The organism is Janibacter sp. LM, assembly GCF_039631275.1.
GTDB classification, from domain to species: Bacteria; Actinomycetota; Actinomycetes; order Actinomycetales; family Dermatophilaceae; genus Janibacter; species Janibacter terrae.
This window is the reverse complement of record NZ_JBDIVG010000027.1, coordinates 26,947-48,013: the sequence shown is the minus strand read 5'-3', so window position 1 is coordinate 48,013 and position 21,067 is coordinate 26,947. Positions and strand designations below refer to the sequence as shown.

18 protein-coding genes are annotated in these 21,067 nt (G+C 73.3%); 7 read left to right on the top strand and 11 right to left on the bottom strand.

Annotated elements, in window-relative coordinates; genetic code table 11:
* Positions 1-13: 13 nt before the first annotated feature.
* Positions 14-277 (bottom strand): WhiB family transcriptional regulator, encoded by a 264-nt coding sequence (locus ABC138_RS14150; protein ID WP_345914085.1) that lies wholly within the window; start codon positions 275-277, stop codon positions 14-16.
* A gap of 183 nt (positions 278-460) precedes the next feature.
* Here ABC138_RS14150 and ABC138_RS14145 point away from each other — a divergent pair, with 183 nt between their 5' ends.
* On the top strand, positions 461-1,363 hold the full coding sequence (locus tag ABC138_RS14145; RefSeq protein WP_082807399.1) for a 2-phospho-L-lactate transferase CofD family protein: 903 nt from the start codon (positions 461-463) through the stop codon (positions 1,361-1,363).
* A 23-nt stretch (positions 1,364-1,386) separates the two neighbouring features.
* On the opposite strand, the gene ABC138_RS14140 is transcribed toward ABC138_RS14145, so the two are convergent.
* The 5 genes from ABC138_RS14140 to ABC138_RS14120 are packed head-to-tail and all read right to left on the bottom strand — an operon-like array spanning position 1,387 to position 8,226.
* Positions 1,387-2,313 carry a 3-methyladenine DNA glycosylase gene (locus ABC138_RS14140; protein ID WP_068322113.1) on the bottom strand — a complete coding sequence of 309 codons (927 nt, stop codon included), beginning with the start codon at positions 2,311-2,313 and terminating at the stop codon, positions 1,387-1,389.
* A 10-nt stretch (positions 2,314-2,323) separates the two neighbouring features.
* Positions 2,324-3,172 (bottom strand): methyltransferase domain-containing protein, encoded by an 849-nt coding sequence (locus ABC138_RS14135; RefSeq protein WP_345914084.1) that lies wholly within the window; start codon positions 3,170-3,172, stop codon positions 2,324-2,326.
* 11 nt (positions 3,173-3,183) lie between these two features.
* Entirely contained in the window at positions 3,184-4,173 is a 990-nt protein-coding gene (locus ABC138_RS14130; protein ID WP_068322107.1) for a lysylphosphatidylglycerol synthase domain-containing protein, read from the bottom strand.
* Positions 4,170-6,107 carry a glycosyltransferase family 4 protein gene (locus ABC138_RS14125; RefSeq protein WP_345914083.1) on the bottom strand — a complete coding sequence of 646 codons (1,938 nt, stop codon included), beginning with the start codon at positions 6,105-6,107 and terminating at the stop codon, positions 4,170-4,172. Before ABC138_RS14125 ends, ABC138_RS14130 begins: the two co-directional genes overlap by 4 nt.
* A gap of 28 nt (positions 6,108-6,135) precedes the next feature.
* On the bottom strand, positions 6,136-8,226 hold the full coding sequence (locus ABC138_RS14120; protein WP_345914082.1) for a hypothetical protein: 2,091 nt from the start codon (positions 8,224-8,226) through the stop codon (positions 6,136-6,138).
* A 49-nt stretch (positions 8,227-8,275) separates the two neighbouring features.
* On the opposite strand from ABC138_RS14120, the gene ABC138_RS14115 reads away from it, so the two are divergent.
* On the top strand, positions 8,276-8,995 hold the full coding sequence (locus ABC138_RS14115) for a TIGR03089 family protein (RefSeq protein ID WP_068322100.1): 720 nt from the start codon (positions 8,276-8,278) through the stop codon (positions 8,993-8,995).
* A gap of 31 nt (positions 8,996-9,026) precedes the next feature.
* Here ABC138_RS14115 and ABC138_RS14110 read toward each other — a convergent pair whose 3' ends face one another.
* Positions 9,027-10,655, bottom strand: coding sequence for a peptidoglycan-binding protein (locus ABC138_RS14110; protein ID WP_345914081.1), 1,629 nt, complete (start codon positions 10,653-10,655; stop codon positions 9,027-9,029).
* 274 nt (positions 10,656-10,929) lie between these two features.
* Between ABC138_RS14110 and ABC138_RS14105 the strand changes: the two genes are divergently transcribed.
* Both ABC138_RS14105 and ABC138_RS14100 read left to right on the top strand, forming a co-directional pair.
* Positions 10,930-11,739 carry a CoA transferase subunit A gene (locus ABC138_RS14105; RefSeq protein WP_068423913.1) on the top strand — a complete coding sequence of 270 codons (810 nt, stop codon included), beginning with the start codon at positions 10,930-10,932 and terminating at the stop codon, positions 11,737-11,739.
* A 2-nt stretch (positions 11,740-11,741) separates the two neighbouring features.
* Positions 11,742-12,380 carry a 3-oxoacid CoA-transferase subunit B gene (locus tag ABC138_RS14100; protein WP_068322083.1) on the top strand — a complete coding sequence of 213 codons (639 nt, stop codon included), beginning with the start codon at positions 11,742-11,744 and terminating at the stop codon, positions 12,378-12,380.
* Positions 12,381-12,450: 70 nt separating this feature from the next.
* Here the strand turns inward: ABC138_RS14100 and ABC138_RS14095 are convergent, their stop codons facing one another.
* Complete coding sequence (locus ABC138_RS14095) at positions 12,451-14,613, bottom strand: SpoIID/LytB domain-containing protein (RefSeq protein ID WP_345914080.1); 2,163 nt, start codon at positions 14,611-14,613, stop codon at positions 12,451-12,453.
* A gap of 19 nt (positions 14,614-14,632) precedes the next feature.
* Positions 14,633-15,622: a glycosyltransferase family 2 protein gene (locus tag ABC138_RS14090; protein ID WP_255218232.1), complete on the bottom strand. Its 990-nt coding sequence runs from the start codon at positions 15,620-15,622 to the stop codon at positions 14,633-14,635.
* A gap of 84 nt (positions 15,623-15,706) precedes the next feature.
* Here ABC138_RS14090 and ABC138_RS14085 point away from each other — a divergent pair, with 84 nt between their 5' ends.
* On the top strand, positions 15,707-17,089 hold the full coding sequence (locus tag ABC138_RS14085; protein WP_345914079.1) for an LCP family protein: 1,383 nt from the start codon (positions 15,707-15,709) through the stop codon (positions 17,087-17,089).
* 59 nt (positions 17,090-17,148) lie between these two features.
* Positions 17,149-18,009 carry a 3-hydroxybutyryl-CoA dehydrogenase gene (locus ABC138_RS14080; protein ID WP_068322074.1) on the top strand — a complete coding sequence of 287 codons (861 nt, stop codon included), beginning with the start codon at positions 17,149-17,151 and terminating at the stop codon, positions 18,007-18,009.
* A gap of 15 nt (positions 18,010-18,024) precedes the next feature.
* Here the strand turns inward: ABC138_RS14080 and ABC138_RS14075 are convergent, their stop codons facing one another.
* A complete protein-coding gene (locus ABC138_RS14075) occupies positions 18,025-19,203 on the bottom strand; it encodes an acyl-CoA dehydrogenase family protein (protein WP_345914078.1) in 1,179 nt (392 codons plus the stop codon).
* Between the two features lie 52 nt (positions 19,204-19,255).
* Complete coding sequence (locus ABC138_RS14070) at positions 19,256-20,431, bottom strand: nucleotide sugar dehydrogenase (protein WP_211596807.1); 1,176 nt, start codon at positions 20,429-20,431, stop codon at positions 19,256-19,258.
* 131 nt (positions 20,432-20,562) lie between these two features.
* Here ABC138_RS14070 and ABC138_RS14065 point away from each other — a divergent pair, with 131 nt between their 5' ends.
* Positions 20,563-21,015: a CoA-binding protein gene (locus ABC138_RS14065; RefSeq protein WP_068322068.1), complete on the top strand. Its 453-nt coding sequence runs from the start codon at positions 20,563-20,565 to the stop codon at positions 21,013-21,015.
* The last annotated feature ends 52 nt before the right edge of the window (positions 21,016-21,067 follow it).

Genomic DNA, 21,067 nt, shown 5'->3' with positions numbered 1-21,067 from the left:
ACCTCGCCGACGGTCAGACCGCGCGCTTCTTGAGCTTGCGCCGCTCGCGCTCGGACAGCCCGCCCCAGATGCCGAAGCGCTCGTCGTGCGCCAGGGCGTACTCGAGGCACTCCTGGCGGACGTCACACCCGACACAGACCTTCTTCGCCTCGCGGGTGGATCCGCCCTTCTCGGGGAAGAACGCCTCGGGATCCGTCTGGGCGCAGAGCGATCGCTCCAGCCAGGACAGCTCCGTGTCGTCGGTGGCGTCACCGGTGATCAGCTGAAGTTCGTGCATGGTCCCTCCTCGACCTCGACCCTTGGTCCCATGCCGCTCCCGGACGACGGGGTGACGACACGTCTGTAATTACATGCGTGTCATGCGTGCGTCGTCAAGCCGAGCACGGTATGGAGCGGCGAACGGTCGCCCCGTCTCCCCTCCCCTTCGCCCTCCCCGGCGGCGGCTGAGACCATGTGCCCCATGCGCATCACCGTGATCTCCGGCGGGCCGGCCGGCGCCCGATTCGTCCGCGGTCTCCTGGACCACCTCCGTCATCGGGCCGGCGACGACGAGGTGACCGTCATCGCCAACACCGGGGACGACCTCACGCTGTGGGGACTGCGCGTCCAGCCGGACGTCGATGCCCTGCTGGCCGAGCTCGGCGGCTCCCCCGCCGACCCGTCCTCGGTCGTCGCCGACGAGCTCGTCGCGCTCGACGTCCACCCGCAGTGGTACCCGGTCACCGACCGCGAGGTCGCCACCCACCTCGCCCGGACCGCGTGGCTCGGTCAGGGCGCGACACCGACCGAGGTCACCGCGCGCCTCGCGGTGCGCGCCGGGCTGCCCGACCACGTGCGGGTCCTGCCGATGAGCGACGTCCCGGTCGAGACCCACGCGGTCCTGGACGGCGCCGAGGGCCAGCAGGCGGTCCACGTCCAGCGGTGGCGGCACGAGCTCGGCGCGCCGGCGGCCGTGCGCTTCGTCGTCGCCGGCATGGACCGCGCGGCCGCCGCCCCGGGCGTGCTCGACGCCCTCCGCTCCGCGGACGTCGTCCTGCTCCCGCCGAGCGACCCGGTGCTGTCCGTCGGCATCGTCCTCGGCGTCCCCGGTGTGCGGGACGCGCTGCGCGGGACGTCGGCGCCCGTCGTCGGCGTGAGCCCCGACCTCGCGTCCCTCGGCCCCTCGCTCGCCGCGGTCGGCATCGAGCCCACCTCCGCCGGCGTCGCCGGCCTCTACCAGGACCTCCTCGCCGGCTGGCTCGCGCCCGCGGACGAGGCCCCGGCGCGCGGGTCCCGTTGGACGACGCGGCACGTCGACCTCGGCCGGCCTGCCGAGCAGGTGGCCGCCGACGCCCTCGACCTCGCGCTCGGACTGCGTCCCTGACCCGGTGCGTCGTGGGTGCGCGGCTAGAACCGCGTCGGCAGGTGCGTGGGCAGCGAGCGGCGCGGCCCACGACGCGGCCGGGGGCCGGCGGTGGCGGTGACGACCCGCTGCGCGCGGTACCGGTGGCCGGCGTAGGGGGCGAGGAGCTCGGCCATGCGGTCGTCGTCGCCCACCCGGCCGTCGAGCGCGAGCGTCACGTCCTTGGCCACGTGGTAGTCGCCGAAGCTCGGCGAGTCCGCGTCCCCGAGCGCCCGCTGGGCCACCTCGGCGGCCGTCCAGACGCCGATCCCCGGCAACGAGCGCATCCGGGCGTGCGCCTGCGTCAGCGGCAGGTCCGCGCACTCGTCGAGGCGTCCGGCGACGCCCATGGCCCGCACGACGACGCGCGAGCGGGCCCCGTCGACCCCCGCCCGCAGCCACTCCCAGGACGGGATGCGGGCCCAGTCCGCGGCACTCGGCGGGCAGACGAGCCCCAGCTCCTCTCCCGGCCCGGGCGCCGGCGACCCGAAGCGGCGCACGAGCTGGCGCTGGCTGCTGAAGGCCTCGCGGCCGGTGACCTTCTGCTCGAGCACCGAGCACACGAGCATCTGGGCGACGAGCCCGTTGGCCGGCACCCGCCAGGTCCGCATCCGCGGCCACCCGCGGGCGACGAGGTCGTGGTGGGGCGTGAACCCCATCGGGTCGTCCCGGCCCCCCACGAGGTCCGGCAGGCGATCGAGCATCCACGCCGCGCCGGCACCCCAGGCCGAGGCGAGGACCTCGGCCCCGGCGTCGCGCAGGTGGAGGGTGACCGGGCCGTCGGGCGTCGTCCAGCCGAACCACCAGCCGTCGCGGCCCCTGAGGCTCGTCGGGTCACCCGACCCGCGGACGAAGGGGGGCAGCACCAGGGCGAGGTCGACCGGCGCGGGCGGGCGGTGCCGCCGGACCGTCGCTCCCGGGTGCGTGCTCATCCCGTGCCGGTCAGCGGCGGCGGAAGGTCAGCAGGATGAAGGTGTAGTCGAGGTCGACCCTGGTCCAGTGCACGGGTCGCTCGGTGTGCGCCAGGGCCGCGTCGTCCAGGGTGCCGACGAGCTCGAGGTCGTGCCGCTCGGCCAGCGCCACGAGGTCGCGGATCTCCGCCGGCGAGAAGATGTGGACCTGCGACCCGTAGATCTCCTTGCCGGTCGTGTCCGGCGGGTCCTGGTCGTAGTCGGTCGAGACCGAGAGGACCCCGCCGGGGCGCAGCAGCCGCGCCGACTCGGCGATGAACCCCTCGAGGGGCACGCCGTGCTCGATGACCGACATGCACGTAATGGCGTCGAGGTGGCCGCTCGGCAACCCGGTGTCGGTCACGTCTCCGTAGCGGAAGACGACGCCGTCGCGGGTGACCTGCGAGCCGAACTCGAGGTTGATCCCGATGAGCGAGCCCGGCGTGGAGCCGAAGCCGTAGAGCCGCAGCCACGGCAGGACCGGCGAGTAGCGCGCCGAGCCGGCGTCCATGACCCGCGCGCTGCGCGTCCCGTCGTCGACGAGGTCGAGGACGGCGCCGACGGCACCGAGGGCGTCCCAGTTCTTGGGCAGGTCCCGGTGGAGCGGCAGGCGCAGGCGCTTGGCCTCGTCGGCCGCACGCCGCCACGCCGCGGCGTCGGTGAGCACACCGGTCGGGGCGACGGTCGTCGGCGCGGGACGATCCCCCTTCGCCCTGGCCTCGAGGCGCCGCTGGACCGCGACGCGGCCCCAGAGGGCGTGCTCGGCGGCGCGCTTGGCGAGCGCCAGGAGGCGACCACCCGGGGGTGCGGCGACCTGGCCGGAGGAGGTGGAGTCAGACATGGGAGATCACCTTACGGGGCGGGGTCCGGCCCCGTCGGGGCCGAGCCGGGGGGCGAGGGGAGCAGGTGGTGCGACTTCGCCCAGAGCCAGCCGACGGCGGCCCAGACGACGTCGGCGAGGACGGTGAGGAAGCGCGCGACGACGACGACTGCCGTCGCCGCGGAGAAGGGCATCTGGGTCGCGAGGAGCAGGGCGAGCACGCCGTCGCGCACGCCGACGCCGGCCGGCACGACGATGCTGAACATCCCGATGCCGGCGGCGAGGAGGTACCCGGAGACCGCGACGAGCAGCAACCGCGAGGCGTCGGCGTCGTCGGGCGCGACGTTGCGGGCCATGACCCACACGGCCAGTCCGCCGGTGAGCCAGGACGAGGTGAACCACAGGCTGGACAGGCCGACGGCGGCGTGCGTGAGGTCGTGCTCGAGGGGCTCGCGCCGCAGCAGTCGCAGGAGGGTGCGGATGCCCCGGTTGAGCACCGGCGGCCACAGCAGCGCCCCCAGCACGCCGATGATGAGCAGCAGCGACCACCACGGGATGACGGCTTCGCCCCGGGTGAGCAGGACGGGCAGCGCGGGCAGGCCGGCGATCATGCCGGTGAGCGCGGACAGCGCGATGCACAGCAGACCGACGACCGCCGTCCGCCGTCGGGGGACGCCGAGCCGCGCGGCCATGTCGGTCTGGACGACGACCGACCACACCGACCCCGGCAGGTACTTGCCGAGCTGCCCGACGAAGAAGACCCCGCTCGCGGGGGCGATGTGCAGCCGCGAGCCGAGGTCGGCCATGAGGACGCGCCAGCCGAGCACGGTGAAGAAGGGCGAGAGCAGCGACAGCGCCGTCGCCGCGAGGAGCGTGACCGGACCGATCCGGCGCAGGTCGCCGCGTACCTCCTCCCAGTTGGAGCGCAGCGCGATCGCCACCACCACGAGGACGAGCAGCAGGAAGCCGATGCGCAGCACGTCGAGGACCCGCTTGCGCGGGCGGCGCGCGGGCGCGCTCATCGCCGCGCGAAGGTGAGGCGCACGAGGGCATGGGCGGCCTCGGGCTCGGTGCTCACCCGGGACGCGTGGCGCAGCCGGGCGGTGAGGTCCCCGTCCACGTCGCCGACGAGGGTGAAGCCCGCGTCGGCGGCCCGGGCGACGACCGCCCGCAGGTCGGCCGCCCCGCCGACGACGTCGCTCCCGGTGCCGCCGACGGGCAGCGTGAGGCAGAGCAGGCCGCCGGCGCGCAGCGCCCAGCCCGCCTGGGTCAGCGTCTCGTCGATGTCTGCGGCGGACGCGTCGTCGGGGTGCAGACGCGTGATGAGGTCGAGGGTGGCGGTGTCGACGTCGAGGAGCGTCATCGACGACCGGGCGCCCCGCAGCTCGACCTCGACGGGCACGTAGCCGGCGGCCCGGGCCCACCGCCCGAAGGGGGACCCCGCGCCGGAGGCGTCGATGATCAGGGCCTCGCGCCGCCGGTCGTCACGCATGCCGACGAGCACCCCGAGGGCCCCGAGGGCGGCCCACTCCGCGATCGCGTCGCCGCCACGGGGCAGGCCGAGCTCGCGGGCGAGCTCACGGGCGCGGACGGCCTCCTCGTCGTGCGCGAGCACGTCGGTGGCGCGCAGCCAGGACGGGAAGTCGGCCCGACCGAGGTCGAGCCGCGGTCGGCGACGGTCACGGGCGAGCCTGGCGAGCGTCACGAGGTCCTCGGCGCGGTCGGCGACCCGACCCAGGCGCGAGCGCCGGCGCACGACCGGGCGGGCCGTGGGGTCGGCCTGCAGGTCCGCGGCGGCGAGCGCCTCGAGCGAGCCGACGTAGCGGGCCCACGGGGCGTGCAGGTCGGGAGGGGTGACGCCGGCGCGGATGCGCTCGACCTCGGCGGGCTCGCGCAGCCGCTCGAGGACGGCGACGACCGCGTCCTCGTCCGCCGGGGGCACGAGGTAGCCGTCGACCTCGTCGGTGACCTGGTCGCCGAAGGTCCCCACGTCGGACGCGAGTACCGCGAGGCCGTGCTGGTGGGCGAGCAGGACGTTCTGGCTCGCGGTCGCGCTGCGGTAGGTCAGGCTGAGCACGTCGTGCTGCGCGAGGAGGGCGGCGATCCGGTCGGCCGGGACGTAGCCGCTGTGGATGCGCACGCGGTCGCGGAGGGAACGGTGCTCGGCGAGGGTCCGCAGCTCCTCGCCCGCGTCGCCCCAGATCTCGCCGGCGACGGTCAGGGTCACGTCCGGCACGCGCAGCATGGCCCGCATCAGCACGTCGATGCCCTTGTACCCCCGCACCAGGCCGAGCGCGAGGAGCCGGGCGGGGCCGCGGTGCGCGGGGCGCGGGGCGGGGTCACCACCGGGCAGGTGCGGCGGCAGGTCGGTGACGACGACGTGGTCGGCGTCGAGCTCGCGAGCGAGGCGCGACTGCTCGGCGGAGTGGACGAGCACGGCGTCCACGCGCCGGAAGAGGGTCCGCATGAGCGCCGCGTCACCCGGGTGCGGCTCGTGCGGCAGGACGTTGTGCGCGATGACGACGCTGCGCGGGCCCCGTCCGGACATCGCGGTGCGCCCGACGCCGGCGGCCCGCAGCAGCATGAGGTGCAGCGGCACGACCGGCGGGATGACGTGGACGACGATGACGAGGTCGACGTCCCGCAGCCGCCGGCCCGCGCTCAGGAGCGTGTCCGGCCGGGCCCACGACAGCGCGCGGACGGTGCGGGGGAAGGGGGGCACGTCCGGGTCCCCCTGGCTCGGGACCGACTGCTCGCCCGGGTAGAAGAAGCTCGGGTAGAGGTGGCTCCACGACACGAGCGTCACGTCGTGGCCGGCCGCCTCGAGCTCGTGGGCGAGGGTCGTCGTGTGCGAGGCCACGCCGCCCTTGTAGGGGTGGGTGGGACCGACGACGGCGATCTTCAGCGAGGCGTCACCGGGACGGTCGCCGGGATCGGGGGCGAGGTGCGCGCTCATCGCGGGCAGCCTATGCGACCTGCCGGGGTCATCGCGGGACGCGCCCCGTCCACACGGTGAGGCGCAGCGGGTCGAGGCGCTCGGGGCGCTCGGTCAGCACGTGCGGGTCCTCCATGAGCGTGGTGTCGAGGACGGTGCGCACGTCGGTCGCGCCGAGCCGCTGCAGGGTCTGCGGCTCTCGGTGCGCGACGAGCAGCACCCGTCCGCCGCGGGCCCGGACCCGCTCGTCGAGCCGCTGCGCCGCGGCGAGCACTCGGTCGGGGTCGTCCCGCAGGCGGCCGGTGGTGGCGATCGCCGGGACGCCGCACATGCCGCGGGTCACCTGCGTCCAGTGGTTCACGGCCCAGTCGTCGACGGCGAGGACGACGTCGCCGGGCTCGAGCGCCGCGCAGTAGGTCGCCGCCGCGGCGAGCCCTCCCTGCTCCACGCGCTCGGAGCGGTGCGGCCACGTCGCGAGGGCGGTCGGCACGGCGGTGACGGCGAGGAGGGCGACGAGGACCGCTCCACCGATGACGGAGCCACGACGGTGCCGCGCCTGCCGGGCCGCCCAGGACGCCCCGGCGACCGCGAGCACGAGCGCGAGCGGGAGCGCGACGAGCAGGCGACGGTCGGCCCACGGGTGGTCGGGGGTGATCCCGGGACGGACGAGGGTGAGCAGGGTCGAGCCGGTGGCGACGACGAGGGCGGCGCCCCAGGCGGGCAGGCGCCCTCCCTCGGTCCACCAGCGACCGAGCACGTGGGCGAGCGCGGCGAGGGTCACGAGGGCGACGACGAGGGTGCCCGGCCCGACCCACCAGGCCAGCCAGTCGACGGAGTGCTCGGCGTAGGTGCGCCCGCCGTCGACGGGCAGGCCGAGCTCGGCCTGCATGCGCGCGACGTACATCGCGCCGGGGTCGCGCGGGTCCTGACGGGTGACCTGCACGAGCGGGCGGAGGGAGAGCAGCACCCCGACGAGGACCACGCCCGCGGCGAGGAGCACCGGGAGGCGGGTGGACAACCACACGGGCACGGACCACCCGCGGCGGGAGAGCCGCAGCAGCCCCCAGCAGCCGAGGGACATGAGCACGACGAGCCCGACGAGCGGGACGAGCGAGCTGCCGATCTCGCCCAGGTAGCGCCAGCTCATGACGCCGGCGACCGCGAACCCCCCGAGCGTCGTGCCGACGGCCCCGACGAGCAGCGGCCGGGCCCAGCCGCGCCCGCGGGCCAGGAGCAGGGCGGCGACGGGGATGAGGAGCATCGTCTCCCGGAGGGCATCGATGCGCACGATCGAGGTGCCCCCGACGAGGGCACCGGCGAGGAGGGCGGCCGAGCGGGTCCAGGCCGGCGGCACGTCGCCGACAGGAGCGTCCTCGGCCGCGCGGACGAGCAGGGTCAGGGCGAGGAACCCCGCCCCGAGGGTCAGCGCGGCGAGCGGCTCGGAGTAGGTGGACCGGGCGGTGTGCAGCCACGGGAAGCAGGCGCCGACGAGCACGGCGGCCGGCGCGGCGGCGAGCGGTGAGACGGTCCGCGCGACGAGCAGCCCGAGCGCGAGGAGGGCGAGGCCACCGGCGACGGCCGGGGCCCACAGCGTGGCGGTGGCTCCCCCGGCCCACCACGGCAGGGAGTACGCCACGGCGGGGCCGGGCATGAACTGCGGCTGGACCGTGGGGTCCTCGGGTGACCCCGTCCCGTAGAAGGCCGGCGCCTCGAGCGTCAACCCCTCCTCCGTCAGCGTCTCGGGGCCACCGATGCTCTCGGGGTCGATCGCGACGGGTCGGCTGCCGGTCTCGGCGAGGTAGATCGTCGCCTGCAGGTAGCTCGCCGAGTCACGACGTGGGAGCACCTGCTCGGAGTGGGTCACGCCGGTCCACACGGTCACGGCGAGCACGCCGACGACGAGCGCAGTAGCCGGGACGGGACCGAGGCCGGCACCGGCCGGCCGGGGCACGGCGCGGGACAGGCGCACGGCGACCGCGGCGGTGACGACCGCCGCCGCCCACCCGATCACCGGGACCCACACCCCGAGCCGGGCGAGGACCGCCCCGAGGAACCCCAGGAGCACGAGCCAGAGCGCGGCGCCGACGACGACCCGCTCGAGCGCCGGGGCGAGGTCACGGCGTGGGGTCGGGGTCGTCACGGCCGCCACGGTATCCGGCGCGGGTGACCTCCCTTCGTAGGCTGGGTCCATGCCGACCCCCGCCGACGTCCTCGCCGCGATCAACGCCGCCGACTCCGCCGCCCCGCGGATCACCTGCTACGACGACCTGCCCGGCCCGACCGCCGGCGAACGCGTGGAGCTGTCCGGGCGCGTCCTGGGCACCTGGGTGAGCAAGGCGGCCAACGCCCTGCAGGAGGAGTGGGACATCGAGCCCGGCTCCGTCGTGCACGTCGCGATGCGGCCGCACTGGCGGCTGCTCTACTGGGCCTGGGCGGTGTGGTCCGTCGGCGCCGTCCTCGACCTCGAGGACCCGGCCGCCGCCGACCTCGTCGTCACCGACGACCCGGAGCGGCTCCCGGACGACGGCCCCGCCGTCCTCGTGACCCGGGCCGCCCTCGCCCGCTGGGCCGCGGTCGAGGTCCGTGACGGTGTCATGGACGAGGCGGCGGAGCTCGCCTCGCACGGCGACCACTTCACGCCCTGGGCCGAGCCCGAGGGCGACGACGTCGCGCTGCGGGTGGGCGGCGAGCAGGCCACCTACGCACGCGTCGTGAGCACCGGCGGCAGCACGGTCGGGAGCACCGGGTCGAAGGGGGCGCGCGTCCAGCTCGTCGACCCCTCCCCCGAGGCGCTGCTGCGCACCGCCCTCGCCGTGTGGTCCGAGCACGGTTCGCTCGTCGTGCACCTCGGCCAGGATGACGAGGCGACCCTCGCCCGCCGGGCACGCAGCGAGGGCGTCACCGCCTGATCGGCGGCGACGCCCTCGTCGGGCATGCGGGTCAGCCGGCGCGTCGGGCGCGGACCTCGCGCTCGAGGGCCTGCCAGGTCACGCCGCCCACGTAGCCGGTGCGGGCCAGGCCGTGGCGCCCCTGCAGCGCGCGCACGGCGTCCCGCGTCGAGGTGCCGAAGGCTCCGTCGGCCCGGACGCCGAGGTAGGTCTGCAGCACCTTGACCGGGTAGCCCGTCGACCCCGGCTTCAGGACCGTCCTGCGGTACTGGAGGAAGGGGTACTCCCGGGCCTCGAGCGCGTCCCAGGTCTTCCCGTCGACCACGCCGGTCGCGGACAGGCCGGCCGCGCGCTGGAAGCTGCGGACCGCGCGAGCCGTGCCGCTGCCGAAGGCACCGTCGACGGCGACGCCGCCGAGCGCGCGCTGCAGCACCTTGACCGAGCCGCCGCGTGCACCGCTGGCCAGCACGGTCGACTTCACCGCAGCGAACTGGGTCTTGGTGACGACGACCGCGCCCGTGGGGGCGGCCGGCGCCTTGGGGGAGGCGACGGTCGGGTGGTGGACGTGGTCCTTCTCGGGCTCCGGCTTCGGCTTCGGCACGGTGCCGTTCTTGACGTAGGGCACGCCGGCCAGGGCCTTCCACACGTTCTGCGTGACGAAGCCGTCGACCCGCAGCTGCCGGTCCTTCTGGAAGTTGCGCACCGCAGTGTTGGTCGCGGGGCCGAAGGTGCCGTCGACCTTGAGGCCGAGGACCCGCTGGAGGGCCTTGACGGCCTCGCCGGTGGAGCCCAGGCGGATCGAGGTCTTCATGTGCGGGGCGAGGTCGCCGCCCTGGTCGGAGCCGCGGGCGGGGATCTTGCCGAGGAGGACCATCCGGTTCCACGTGGCGTCGTCCAGGACGCCGGTGACCTTGACGCCGTTGGTGCGCTGCCAGGTCTTCAGGGCCGTCTGGGTCGCCGGGCCGAAGGCACCGTCGGCGGTCACGCCGATGACCTCCTGGGCGAGCTTGACGTCGGGGCCGGACGAGCCGACGCGCAGGGTCGGGTACTCCGTCGGGTCCGGGATCGGCATCGAGGGGCCGCCGGGGGTCGTCGTGACACCGGTCCACGCCTTGCCGGTCCACCAGGACGTGCGCTGCATGGCGCCGTCCCAGCTGAAGCTGAAGTGGATGTGGTCGGTGTGCGGGCTGACGCCGTTGTACGGCCGCCAGCCCGTGCTCATCTGGTAGGTCCCCCAGATCTGGCGGTTCCAGATGATGTACATGACACCGAAGCGGCGGGCCATCGCCGCCGGTCGTCCCTCGGAGTCGGGCGCGAGCAGCCAGGCGATCACGCCGTCGGCCACGGCGCGCTCGTGCGGGTCGTAGGCGTTGAGCATCCAGTCGAGCGCGCGGCCCTCGGAGTGCTCGGTGAGCCCGTAGTTGCACGCCCGCGAGATGCCGTAGTTGAACTCGTCGTAGTGGTTGGCCATGAGCCGCGCGAAGGCGGTCACACCGGGCTTGGGATCGGGGTCGCACACCGACTGCGGGATGTACGGCGAGGCGACGTCCAGCTCCTTCGGCAGGTTGCGGTTGACCGGCGGCGGCGGGACGTCGGCGGAGCGTGCGACGGCGGACGTGGCGATGGGGAGGGTGAAGGCCGGGATGAGAGCGGCGCCAACCAGGCGGACGGAACGTGACACGCAGGTGCTCCTTGGTGGAAGCGGGCAGGGGAACCCGATCAGGGCGGTGGCGACCCTCGTCCGATCACACGCGTCACAGCGCTCACAGACATCAGGCCAGTCACTCTTATTCCACGAGTCACACCAGACACGCCAGACCCACTGGTGGAATTACGTCCCTGTGGTTCACCGCCGTGACCGGCGGCGACGCACGGGTGGGGCGCACCCCCTTCGCCCGGGACGGTGTGTGCCGAGCACACCCGCGCCGCCTCCCCGGACCTCTAGGGTGACGCCCATGGACAAGGTCGTCTCCACTGCTACCGAGGCCGTCGCGGACATCCGTGACGGCGCCACACTGGCGGTCGGCGGGTTCGGGCTCTGCGGGATCCCGAGCGTGCTCATCGCCGAGCTGCAGGCGAAGGGGGTGCGCGACCTGGAGTGCGTCTCCAACAACTGCGGGGTCGATGACTGGGGCCTGGGCGTCCTGCTCGCCGGCGGCCAGATCCGGCGGATGGTCTCCAGCTACGTCGGGGAGAACAAGGAGTTCGCCCGCCAGTACCTCTCGGGCGAGCTCGAGGTCGAGCTCACCCCGCAGGGCACCCTCGCCGAGAAGCTGCGGGCGGGCGGCGCCGGCATCGCCGGGTTCTGGACGCGCACCGGCGTCGGCACCCAGATCGCCGACGGCGGTCTGCCATGGCGCTACGACGCCGAGGGCAACATCTCGCTCGCCTCGCCGGCCAAGGAGACGCGCGCCTTCGCCGTCAAGAGCCGCCAGGCCGACGGGAGCACGACGAGCGAGGACCACGAGTTCGTCCTCGAGGAGGCCATCGCCACCGACTTCGCACTCGTGCGCGCCTGGAAGGGCGACCGGCACGGCAACCTCGTCTTCCGCACCACGTCGCGCAACTTCAACCCCCTGTGCGCCCAGGCCGGCCGCGTGACGATCGCCGAGGTCGAGGAGCTCGTCGAGCCCGGTGAGCTCGACCCCGACTCCGTCCACCTCCCCGGGATCTACGTGCAGCGGGTCCTGCCGCTCACGCCCGAGCAGGCCGCCGACAAGCGCATCGAGAAGCGGACCGTCACGTCGACGAAGGAAGGGGCCTGACCATGGCACTCACCCGTGAGGACATGGCCGCGCGCGCGGCCGCCGAGCTCGCCGACGGCGACTACGTCAACCTCGGCATCGGGCTGCCCACGCTCGTGCCCAACTACGTGCCCGACGACGTCGAGATCGTCCTGCAGTCGGAGAACGGCATCCTCGGCGTCGGCCCCTACCCCACCGACGACGCCGTCGACGCCGACCTGATCAACGCCGGCAAGGAGACGGTCACCCTGCGCAAGGGCGCCTCGATCTTCGACTCGGCGACGAGCTTCGGCATGATCCGCGGCGGCAAGGTCGACGCGGCCATCCTCGGCGCGATGCAGGTCGCCGCCAACGGCGACATCGCCAACTGGATGATCCCGGGCAAGATGGTCAAGGGCATGGGCGGTGCGATGGACCTCGTCCACGGCGCCAAGAAGGTCATCGTCCTGATGGAGCACGTCGCCAAGGACGGCTCCCACAAGATCGTCCAGGACTGCTCCCTGCCCCTCACCGGCAAGGGTGTCGTCCAGCGGATCATCACCGACCTCGCCGTCATCGACGTCACCCCCGAGGGCCTCGTCCTGCGCGAGCTCGCGCCGGGAGTCACCCAGGAGGAGGTCGTCGACAAGACGGGCACCGATCTCGTCATCGACCTCGACTGAGCACGACCACGACGAAGGGGGGCCCGGGCCACGTGACCCGGGCCCCCTTCGTCGTCCCCGCTGCGTCGCCTCAGGCGTCGCGCACCTTGACCAGGGCTGCGGAGGTCACCCTCGACGTCGACCCCATCGCCCGCACCTGCGGCCACTGCGGGCTGCGCTGCACCAGCGAGGTCACCGACCCCGGCGCCGAGGTGCCCGTGAGGACGAGGACCGGCAGGCCGTAGCCGGCGGCAGCGACCGGGTCCGAGGTGCGCGTGCTCGTCGAGCGGGCGAGGACGACGGTGTCGCCCCGGTAGCTGTTGCGGAAGTACTCCGCGATCTGCGCCGAGACGAGCGAGGCGCTCGACCCGGAGAACCGGGTCACCCGGAACCCGCGGCCGGTGAGGTCGGTGGCCACGTCGGCGGAGATGCGGCTCGTCGGGCCCAGCAGCCGGACCGTGCGGACGCCCGCGCGCTGGAGCGCGGCCCGCGCCCGCCAGCCGACCTTCGTCGCGCCGGCCCAGACGATCGGCTCTCGGCGCACGCCGGCCACGGCCGAGAAGGCGCCGGCCTCGGGCGCCGTGTCACGGGTCGAGGCGGCGGCCGTGGACACCCCGACCGTGGCCTCCATGAGGTCGACGACCGCGGCGGCCGTGGCGTCCCGGTCGGACAGGCCGACCCGCGTGACGGTGATGCCGCGTCGCTCCAGCTGGGAGACGACCGAGCTGCCGACCATGGGTGAGCCGGCGACGAGGTAGGCACGGGTGATGGTGCCGCCGCGGCGGTCGAGCTCGCGCACGGCGGACGAGGTGAGCGACGAGCGACCGCTGAGCAGCAGCGGTGCGCGGAGCGCGCCGGCGAGCGGCCGGGCCATCAGCAGGTGCGGGACGTCCGCCTCGTAGCTGCTCGCGATGACCACCGTGCCGGCGGTGCTCGGGGCGCTCTGCGCCGAGGCCGCGGCGAGGTCGGCCGCGCTGCTGCCCGCGACGCGGGAGATCAGCCGGTGGATCGACGCGGACGACAGCCCGAGCGCGCTCCGCATCGCGTTGCCGCTGCGGGTGCTCGTCGCCCCCGAGGAGGAGGTCGCGGTGGCCTGTCGCACCGTCTCCGCGCTCGAGCGGTCGGACAGCCGCAGCGAGACGACGTCCGGCAGGCCGAAGGCCGCAGCGACCCGGCTGCCCGTCACGGTCGTCGTCCACGAGCGCCGGGGGTTGTCCGCGGTCAGGCTCCACGGGTCCGCCACACTGCGCAGGTAGGGCACGGGGGCGCCACCGAGCCACACGTCCTCGTTGGCGACCGTGCGGCCGCCGGAGGACGAGGAGTACAGCGCCTCGATGACCTGGCCGCCGTACCGCGGGACGAACCCCGTGCTCGGGTCGCCCCCCACGGCCACCGCGGCACGCCAGCGCGGCCAGGCGGCCGCCTCGCTCCCGCTCGGCACCGGCCCGTAGACCTGGTCGCCCTGGCCGTCGGTCACGTGGCAGGCGCACGAGGAGCGGACGCCGGCGGCGACCTTGCGCAGCGCGTAGCTGCGTGCGGCGGCGGCCTGCGCCTGCAGCACCGCGTCGGGCCAGGACCACGGCACCTCACGGATCTGGTCGAGGTACTCGCTGGAGAGCTGCAGGTGCAGCACCCCCTCGAGCGTCGCCGCACCCGGCGTCGGCGTCACGACGAAGGGGGCATGACGGTAGCGACGCCCGCCCACGGACAGGTCGGTCCGGGACTCGTCCCAGGTCACCGAGACGGAGGTGCCGGTCACCGAGGTCGGTGAGCAGGCGGAGCAGGTCGCCACGACACTGCCCGAGGAGCGGCGCAGGCTGACGGTCTGGCCCGCGGCAGGGGTCATCGTGCGCCCGCCGGCGGTGATCGTCAGCCTGCCGCCGCTCGTCCCCGTCGCGAGGCCGGCGATGCTCGCCGTGCTCGCGCCGCGCACGACGTTGACCCGGATCGTCTGGGTGTCGACCACCGCGTCGTAGGTCGTGCCCTGGTAGTAGAAGGCGAGGATCTCCCTGGCCGTCCACCCGGCCTTGGCCTGGGCGTAGGCGCCGTACTGGCTCATCCCGACCCCGTGGCCGAAGCCGCGTCCGGAGAAGGTCCACGACGACGGCACCGCGGCCGCGCCGCTGCTGGCGGTCGTGCCGGTCGTGCCGGTCACGGCGGGCGCGGCGGAGGGTGCTGCGGTGAGCAGCAGGGCGAGGGAGCCGAGGGCCGCGACGAGGGCACGTCGGAACCGCACGGACGAGAGGGGGGGCATGAGGCGTATTGTCCGCCTCTCAGCCCCGATCCGGAAGGGCTTGACCAAGTTCGGCAGGACTCGTGAGGAAACCGAGACCCCAGGCCCAGTGCATCGTGGCGATCGCGGCCGGGACCCGGACGCGCACGGCGGGGTCCTCCCCCTTCGAGATGAGCCACCCGCCGACCGTGACGGCCGCCGCGTAGCCGAGCGGCACGGCCCACGCGGGCCGCCAGACGAGACCGAGCGCACTCGCCGCGAGGGTGCCCGCGACCATCGTCGGCGGGGCGAGGTAGCGGGCGTTGGCGGTGCCCGGGTGACGCCGGGCGACGACCCGCCGCCACCGGCCGTAGCCGCGGTACTGGTCGGCGAGCCGGGCCAGGCTCGGCCGCGGGCGGTAGGTGACGACGAGCTCGGGGGTGAACCAGACCCGGCCGCCGGAGCTGCGGAGGCGGTGGTTCATCTCCCAGTCCTGCGCCCGCTCGAAGTGCGGGTCGTACCCACCCACCCGCTCGAGCGCGGACCGGCGGAAGACCCCGAGGTAGACCGTGTCCGCCTCGCCGGCACCCCCGCCCGTGTGGAATCGGGCCCCACCGACGCCGAGGGGGCTCTTCATCGCGCAGGCGATGGCGCTCTCCATCGGGGTCGTGCCGACCGCGTCCATGATCCCGCCGACGTTGTCCGCGCCGGTCTCCTCGAGGACCGCGACGGCCCGGCTCAGGTAGTCGACCGGGATCTCCGCGTGGGCATCGACGCGGGCGACGACGTCGCCGGTCGAGGCCTCGATCGCCGCGTTGAGCGCGTCGGGGGTGCGCCCGGAGGGGTTGGCGACGGTGCGCACCCGCGGGTCGGTGGCCGCGAGGCCGGCCGCCACCTCGTCGGTCGCGTCCGTCGACGGGCCGAGCGCCAGGACCAGCTCGAGCTCGCCGGGCCAGTCCTGGCGCAGGACCATCCGGACCGCGTCGGCGAGGTGGCGCTCCTCGTTGAGGACGGGCATGACGACACTGACGCGGGGAGGCACGCGCTCCAGTATGGACAAGGTCACGCGGACGGTGCCGCGGACTCGCCGCCACCGTCCTGCGCTCTCCCAGTCATTGCTCCTATCCTCGTCGTCATGTCTGAGCGCCCCTCCCGCCCCGGTCGGTCCCCCGGCGACCGATCTCCTCGACGGCGCGGCGAGGACGACCCGATGGTCTTCGACGTCCGCAGGGGTCGTCGCGACGACGAGACCGCGCGCGCCATCCCGACCGGCAAGCGGTCGCGTCCACGCCCCCAGGGGACGAAGGGGGGCGACGTCCCGACGAGCGGTCGCCCGCGCCCCAGGAGTGCGGCCTCCTCGCGGCCGGCGGCGGCCTCGTCTCGCCGGCCCACCGAGGAGCCCCGGACACGGGTCATGCCCGCAGGGACTCCCCCTTCGCGCCCTGTGCGGGAGGACCGCGAGACCCCACGTCGTCAGGGTCCGCCCCCCGGTGGCGGCGGTCCGCGGCGACCCGCCCCCCGGCCGGCGGGCGACGGACCGACGGGCGGCACGCGTCGCCGGCGTCCGATGCGGACCTTCCTCGCGTGCGTGCTCGTGCTGGTCCTCGTCTGGGGCGGCGCGATGGTCTGGGCGGTCAACTCCGCGTGGTCCCACGTCGCCAAGGTCGACGCGACCCCCGCCGGAGAGCGTCCGAGCGGGGGCGAGGGACGCAATGTCCTGCTCGTCGGCAGCGACTCGCGCGAGGGGCTGAGCGCGAAGGAGCGCAACCGCCTCGGCACCGGCCAGGACACCGGCGGGGCCCGCACCGACTCGATCCTCGTGCTGCACACCGGCGGCGACCGCTCGACCCTGCTGTCGATCCCGCGCGACTCCTACGTCGAGATCCCCGGGCACGGGATGAACAAGATCAACGCCGCCTTCAGCATCGGCGGGCCGAAGCTGCTGGGCGAGACCATCGAGCACAACACCGGCCTCGAGCTCGACGGCTACATGGAGATCGGCTTCGGCGGGTTCGCCCAGGTCGTCGACGCCGTCGGCGGCGTCAACATCTGCGTGAAGAACGACATGGACGACCCGAAGGCGCACATCAACCTCAAGAAGGGCTGTCAGGACATGGACGGCCCGACCGCGTTGGGCTACGTGCGGGCCCGCTACTCCGACCCCGAGGGCGACCTCGGCCGGGCCAAGCGCCAGCGGCAGTTCCTCGGCGCGCTCATGGGCAAGGTCGCGACCCCGGGCAACCTGGTCCAGCCGTGGCGGGTCCACTCGCTCGGCAAGGAGAGCGACGGTGCGCTGACCGTCGGCGAGGATGACTCGATGCTCGAGACGGCGCGCTCCTTCTGGGCCTTCCGCAGCATCGCCAAGGGCGAAGGCAACTCCGTGACCGTCCCGATCTCCGACAACAACCTGCCGACCGCGGCCGGGTCCGCCGTGCAGTGGGACGACGCGAAGTCCAAGCAGCTCTTCGAGGACCTGCGGCAGGACCGGCCGATCACCGTGGAGCCGGACGACTCCTGACCCTCCGGGACCTGGACCTGCGTGCGTGAGTGCGCTCACACGCCGGTAGCGTGCCCTCCATGGACAACACGCTGCACAGGATCGGGGTCGTGGGATGCGGCCTCATGGGCGCCGGCATCGCGGAGGTCTGCGCGCGCGCCGGCTCCGACGTCGTCGTCGTCGAGTCGAGCCGGGAACGCGCCGACGCGGGCCGTGGTCGGATCGAGAAGTCGCTGCGCCGCGCGCAGGAACGCGGCCGGCTCGACAACGCGGACGCGGTGCTCGAGCGCGTCCGGGTCGTCACCGAGCTCGGTGAGCTCGCCGACCGCGACATGGTCATCGAGGCGATCATCGAGGACGAGGGCGCCAAGGTCGACCTCTTCAAGCAGCTCGACGAGATCGTCGAGAGTCCCGACGCGATCCTCGCGTCCAACACCAGCTCGATCCCGATCATGAAGCTCGCGACCGTCACCAAGCGCCCGGAGCAGGTCCTCGGCGTGCACTTCTTCAACCCGGTGCCGGTGCTCAAGCTCGTCGAGCTCGTCCCCTCGCTCATGACCGCCGACGAGACGCTCGAGCGGGCGCGGACCTACGTCGACGGCGAGCTGGGCAAGCGCGCCATCACCTGCCAGGACCGCGCGGGCTTCGTCGTCAACAGCCTGCTGATCCCCTTCATCCTCAGCGCGATCCGCATGTACGAGTCCGGCTTCGCCACCGCCGAGGACATCGACCAGGGCTTCGTGCTCGGCGCGGCCCACCCCCAGGGCCCGCTGGCCCTCGCCGACCTCATCGGCCTCGACACGACCATGGCCGTCGCGGAGTCGCTCTACCACGAGTTCAAGGAGCCGCTCTACGCTCCCCCGCCGCTGCTCCAGCGCATGGTCGACGCCAACCTGCTCGGCCGCAAGGTCGGGCGCGGGTTCTACACCTACGAGACCTGACGCCCGGGGCCGCGGTCAGCGTGAGGTCGGCAGGCCCTTGAGGAGCTCACGTGCCATCACGATCCGCTGGACCTGGTTGGTGCCCTCGTAGATCTGGGTGATCTTGGCGTCGCGCATCATCCGCTCGAGCGGGAAGTCGCGGGTGTAGCCCGCGCCGCCGAGGAGCTGGACGGCGTCGGTGGTGACCTTCATGGCGACGTCCGAGGCGAAGCACTTGGCCGCGGCGCCGAAGAAGGACAGGTCGGCGTCGTGGCGCTCGGACTTGGCGGCGGCGACGTAGACCATCTGGCGGGCGGCCTCGAGCTCCATCGCCATGTCGGCGAGCATGAACTGGATGCCTTGGAAGTCGGCGATGTGCTTGCCGAACTGCTTGCGCTCCTTGACGTAGGCCAGGGCCTCGTCGAGGGCGCCCTGGGCGATGCCGACGGCCTGAGCACCGATGGTGACGCGGGTGTGGTCGAGCGTGCGCAGGGCGATCTTCAGCCCCTCGCCCTCGGCGCCGATGATGCGGTCGCCGGGGACGCGGCACCGGTCGAAGTGCAGCTCGCGGGTCGGGCTGCCCTTGATGCCGAGCTTGCGCTCCTTCTCGGAGAACCCGAAGCCCTCGTCGGACTTCTCGACGACGAAGGCCGAGATGTTGTTGCCGCGCGGGCCGTCGGGGTCGGTGACCGCGAGCACGGTGTAGAGCTCGGACTCGCCGGCGTTGGTGATCCACGCCTTCTGCCCGCTCAGGACCCAGTCGTCGCCGTCACGGGTGGCCTTGCACCGCATACCGGCGGTGTCCGACCCGGCCTCACGCTCGGAGAGGCCGTAGCTGAACCCCTCCCCCTTCGCCAGACGCGGCAGGTAGCGCGCGTTGAGCTCCTCGGAGCCACCGAGGATCACCGGCATGGAGCCGAGCTTGTTGACGGCGGGGATGAGCGAGGAGGACGCGCAGACGCGCGCGACCTCCTCGATGATGATGCAGACCGCGAGCGCGTCCGCGCCCACCCCACCGTGCTCCTCCGCGACGTGCGCGGCGTGGAAGTCGGCCGCGACAAGGGCCTCGTTGGCCTCGCGCGGGAAGCGCGACTCCTCGTCGACCTCGGCGGCGAAGGGCTTGATCTTCGCCTCCGCGACAGCCCTCACGGCGTCACGGATCGCCTCGTGGTCCTCGGACGTACGGAACAGGTCGAAGTCTGGGTTCGCGCTCACGTCCGTGATCGTACCCGCGCCCCGTCGGCGGTTGCACAGGTGTTCAACGCGGTCAGGAGTCGGTCCCGAAGAGGTCGCGCGTGTAGACCTTGTCGGCCACGTCCTCCAGGTCGGCGGTGCGGCGGTTGGCGACGATGACGTCCGCCGTGGCCTTGAACTCCTCGAGGTCGCGCACGACGCGGGAGCCGAAGAAGACGTCCTCCTCCATGGCCGGCTCGAAGATGACGACCTCGACCCCCTTGCCCTTCAGCCGCTTCATGATCCCTTGGATGGAGGAGGCGCGGAAGTTGTCCGAGCCTGCCTTCATGATGAGGCGGTGCACGCCGACGACCCGCGGGTTGCGGCGCAGGATGTCCTCGGCGACGAAGTCCTTGCGGGTGCGGTTGGAGTCGACGACGGCCTGCATGAGGTTCTGCGGGACGTCCTCGTAGTTGGCGAGGAGCTGCTTGGTGTCCTTCGGCAGGCAGTAGCCGCCGTAGCCGAAGGAGGGGTTGTTGTAGTGCGTGCCGATCCGCGGGTCGAGACCGACGCCGTCGATGATCTGGCGGGTGTTGAGCCCGTGGCGGGCGGCGAAGGTGTCGAGCTCGTTGAAGTAGGCGACGCGCATCGCGAGGTAGGTGTTGGCGAAGAGCTTGATCGCCTCGGCCTCGGTGGAGTCGGTGAGCAGCACCGGGGTGTCGGTGTCCTCGGCGCCCTGGACGAGCAGGTCGGCGAAGCGCTGCGCGCGCTCGCTCACCTCGCCGACGACGATGCGGCTGGGGTGCAGGTTGTCCTGCAGCGCCTTGCCCTCGCGCAGGAACTCGGGGCTGAAGATCAGGTTGTCCGTGCCGACCGACGTGCGCAAACCCTCGGTGAAGCCGACGGGGATCGTGGACTTGATGACCATGACGGCGTCGGGGTTGATGCGCATGACGTCGGCGACGACGCCCTCCACCGTGCTGGTGTTGAAGTAGTTGGTGTCCGGGTCGTAGTCCGTGGGGGTGGCGATGACCACGAAGTCGGCGCCGGTGTAGGCGTCGGTGTTGTCCAGCGTGAACCGCAGGTCCAGGTCGCGGTGGGCGAGGAAGTCGATGATCTCCTCGTCGTGGATCGGGCTCTGACCGGAGTTCAGCTTCTCGACCCGGCGCTCGTCGATGTCGAAGCCCACGACCTCGTTGTGCTGCGCCAGCAGGACGGCCATGGACAGGCCGACATAGCCCGTGCCGACGACGGCGATCTTGGTAGTCACGTGGTTCCTCACTGCACTTGGTTCCGGGGAAGGACGCCCCGCCGCATTATGGCCCACGCGGGTCAACACCTCGTGGCGACCCGATGGCGTGGTCCGTTGATTCCCGCGGCGCGGAAGCGTTGGATGGACCCATGAGCCTGACGCACAAGAACGACACCGAGACGATGCGGCGCCTCATCGCCGACCCCGGGACCTGGGTCGTCGTGGGACTGAGCAACAACACCGAGCGTGACGCGCACCGGGTCGCCCGGTGGCTCAAGCGCGAGATGCACAAGGCGATCATCCCCGTGCACCCCGACGCCGAGACCGTCGACGGGGACCAGGGCTACGCGACGATCAGCGACATCCCGGACGGCGACGTCAAGGTCATCGACCTCTTCGTCAGCTCCGAGCACGTCGGTGCCGTCGTCGACGAGGCGATCGCCCACAAGGACCGGCTGCAGATCGACGCGATCTGGATGCAGCTCGGGGTCGTCGACCCGGCCGCGGCGGACCGGGCCCGCGAGGCGGGCCTGCTCGTCGTCATGGACACCTGCCCGAAGATCGAGTGGCGGCAGCTGCGCAACGAGGGCGCCTCGCGCTGACCCGCTGAACCTGCATTCCCCTAGGGCAATGCAGGTTCAGGTCTGCATTGCC

Bases quoted from the DNA above. Each gene is read 5' to 3' on its own strand.
- ABC138_RS14065 (WP_068322068.1), top strand. From the start codon at position 20,563: ATGAGCCTGACGCACAAGAACGACACCGAGACGATGCGGCGCCTCATC.
- ABC138_RS14140 (WP_068322113.1), bottom strand. From the start codon at position 2,313: ATGAGCACGCACCCGGGAGCGACGGTCCGGCGGCACCGCCCGCCCGCG.
- ABC138_RS14095 (WP_345914080.1), bottom strand. From the start codon at position 14,613: ATGCCCCCCCTCTCGTCCGTGCGGTTCCGACGTGCCCTCGTCGCGGCC.
- ABC138_RS14145 (WP_082807399.1), top strand. From the start codon at position 461: ATGCGCATCACCGTGATCTCCGGCGGGCCGGCCGGCGCCCGATTCGTC.
- ABC138_RS14125 (WP_345914083.1), bottom strand. From the start codon at position 6,107: ATGAGCGCGCACCTCGCCCCCGATCCCGGCGACCGTCCCGGTGACGCC.
- ABC138_RS14135 (WP_345914084.1), bottom strand. From the start codon at position 3,172: ATGTCTGACTCCACCTCCTCCGGCCAGGTCGCCGCACCCCCGGGTGGT.
- ABC138_RS14150 (WP_345914085.1), bottom strand. From the start codon at position 277: ATGCACGAACTTCAGCTGATCACCGGTGACGCCACCGACGACACGGAG.
- ABC138_RS14105 (WP_068423913.1), top strand. From the start codon at position 10,930: ATGGACAAGGTCGTCTCCACTGCTACCGAGGCCGTCGCGGACATCCGT.
- ABC138_RS14100 (WP_068322083.1), top strand. From the start codon at position 11,742: ATGGCACTCACCCGTGAGGACATGGCCGCGCGCGCGGCCGCCGAGCTC.
- ABC138_RS14115 (WP_068322100.1), top strand. From the start codon at position 8,276: ATGCCGACCCCCGCCGACGTCCTCGCCGCGATCAACGCCGCCGACTCC.
- ABC138_RS14080 (WP_068322074.1), top strand. From the start codon at position 17,149: ATGGACAACACGCTGCACAGGATCGGGGTCGTGGGATGCGGCCTCATG.
- ABC138_RS14085 (WP_345914079.1), top strand. From the start codon at position 15,707: ATGTCTGAGCGCCCCTCCCGCCCCGGTCGGTCCCCCGGCGACCGATCT.
- ABC138_RS14130 (WP_068322107.1), bottom strand. From the start codon at position 4,173: ATGAGCGCGCCCGCGCGCCGCCCGCGCAAGCGGGTCCTCGACGTGCTG.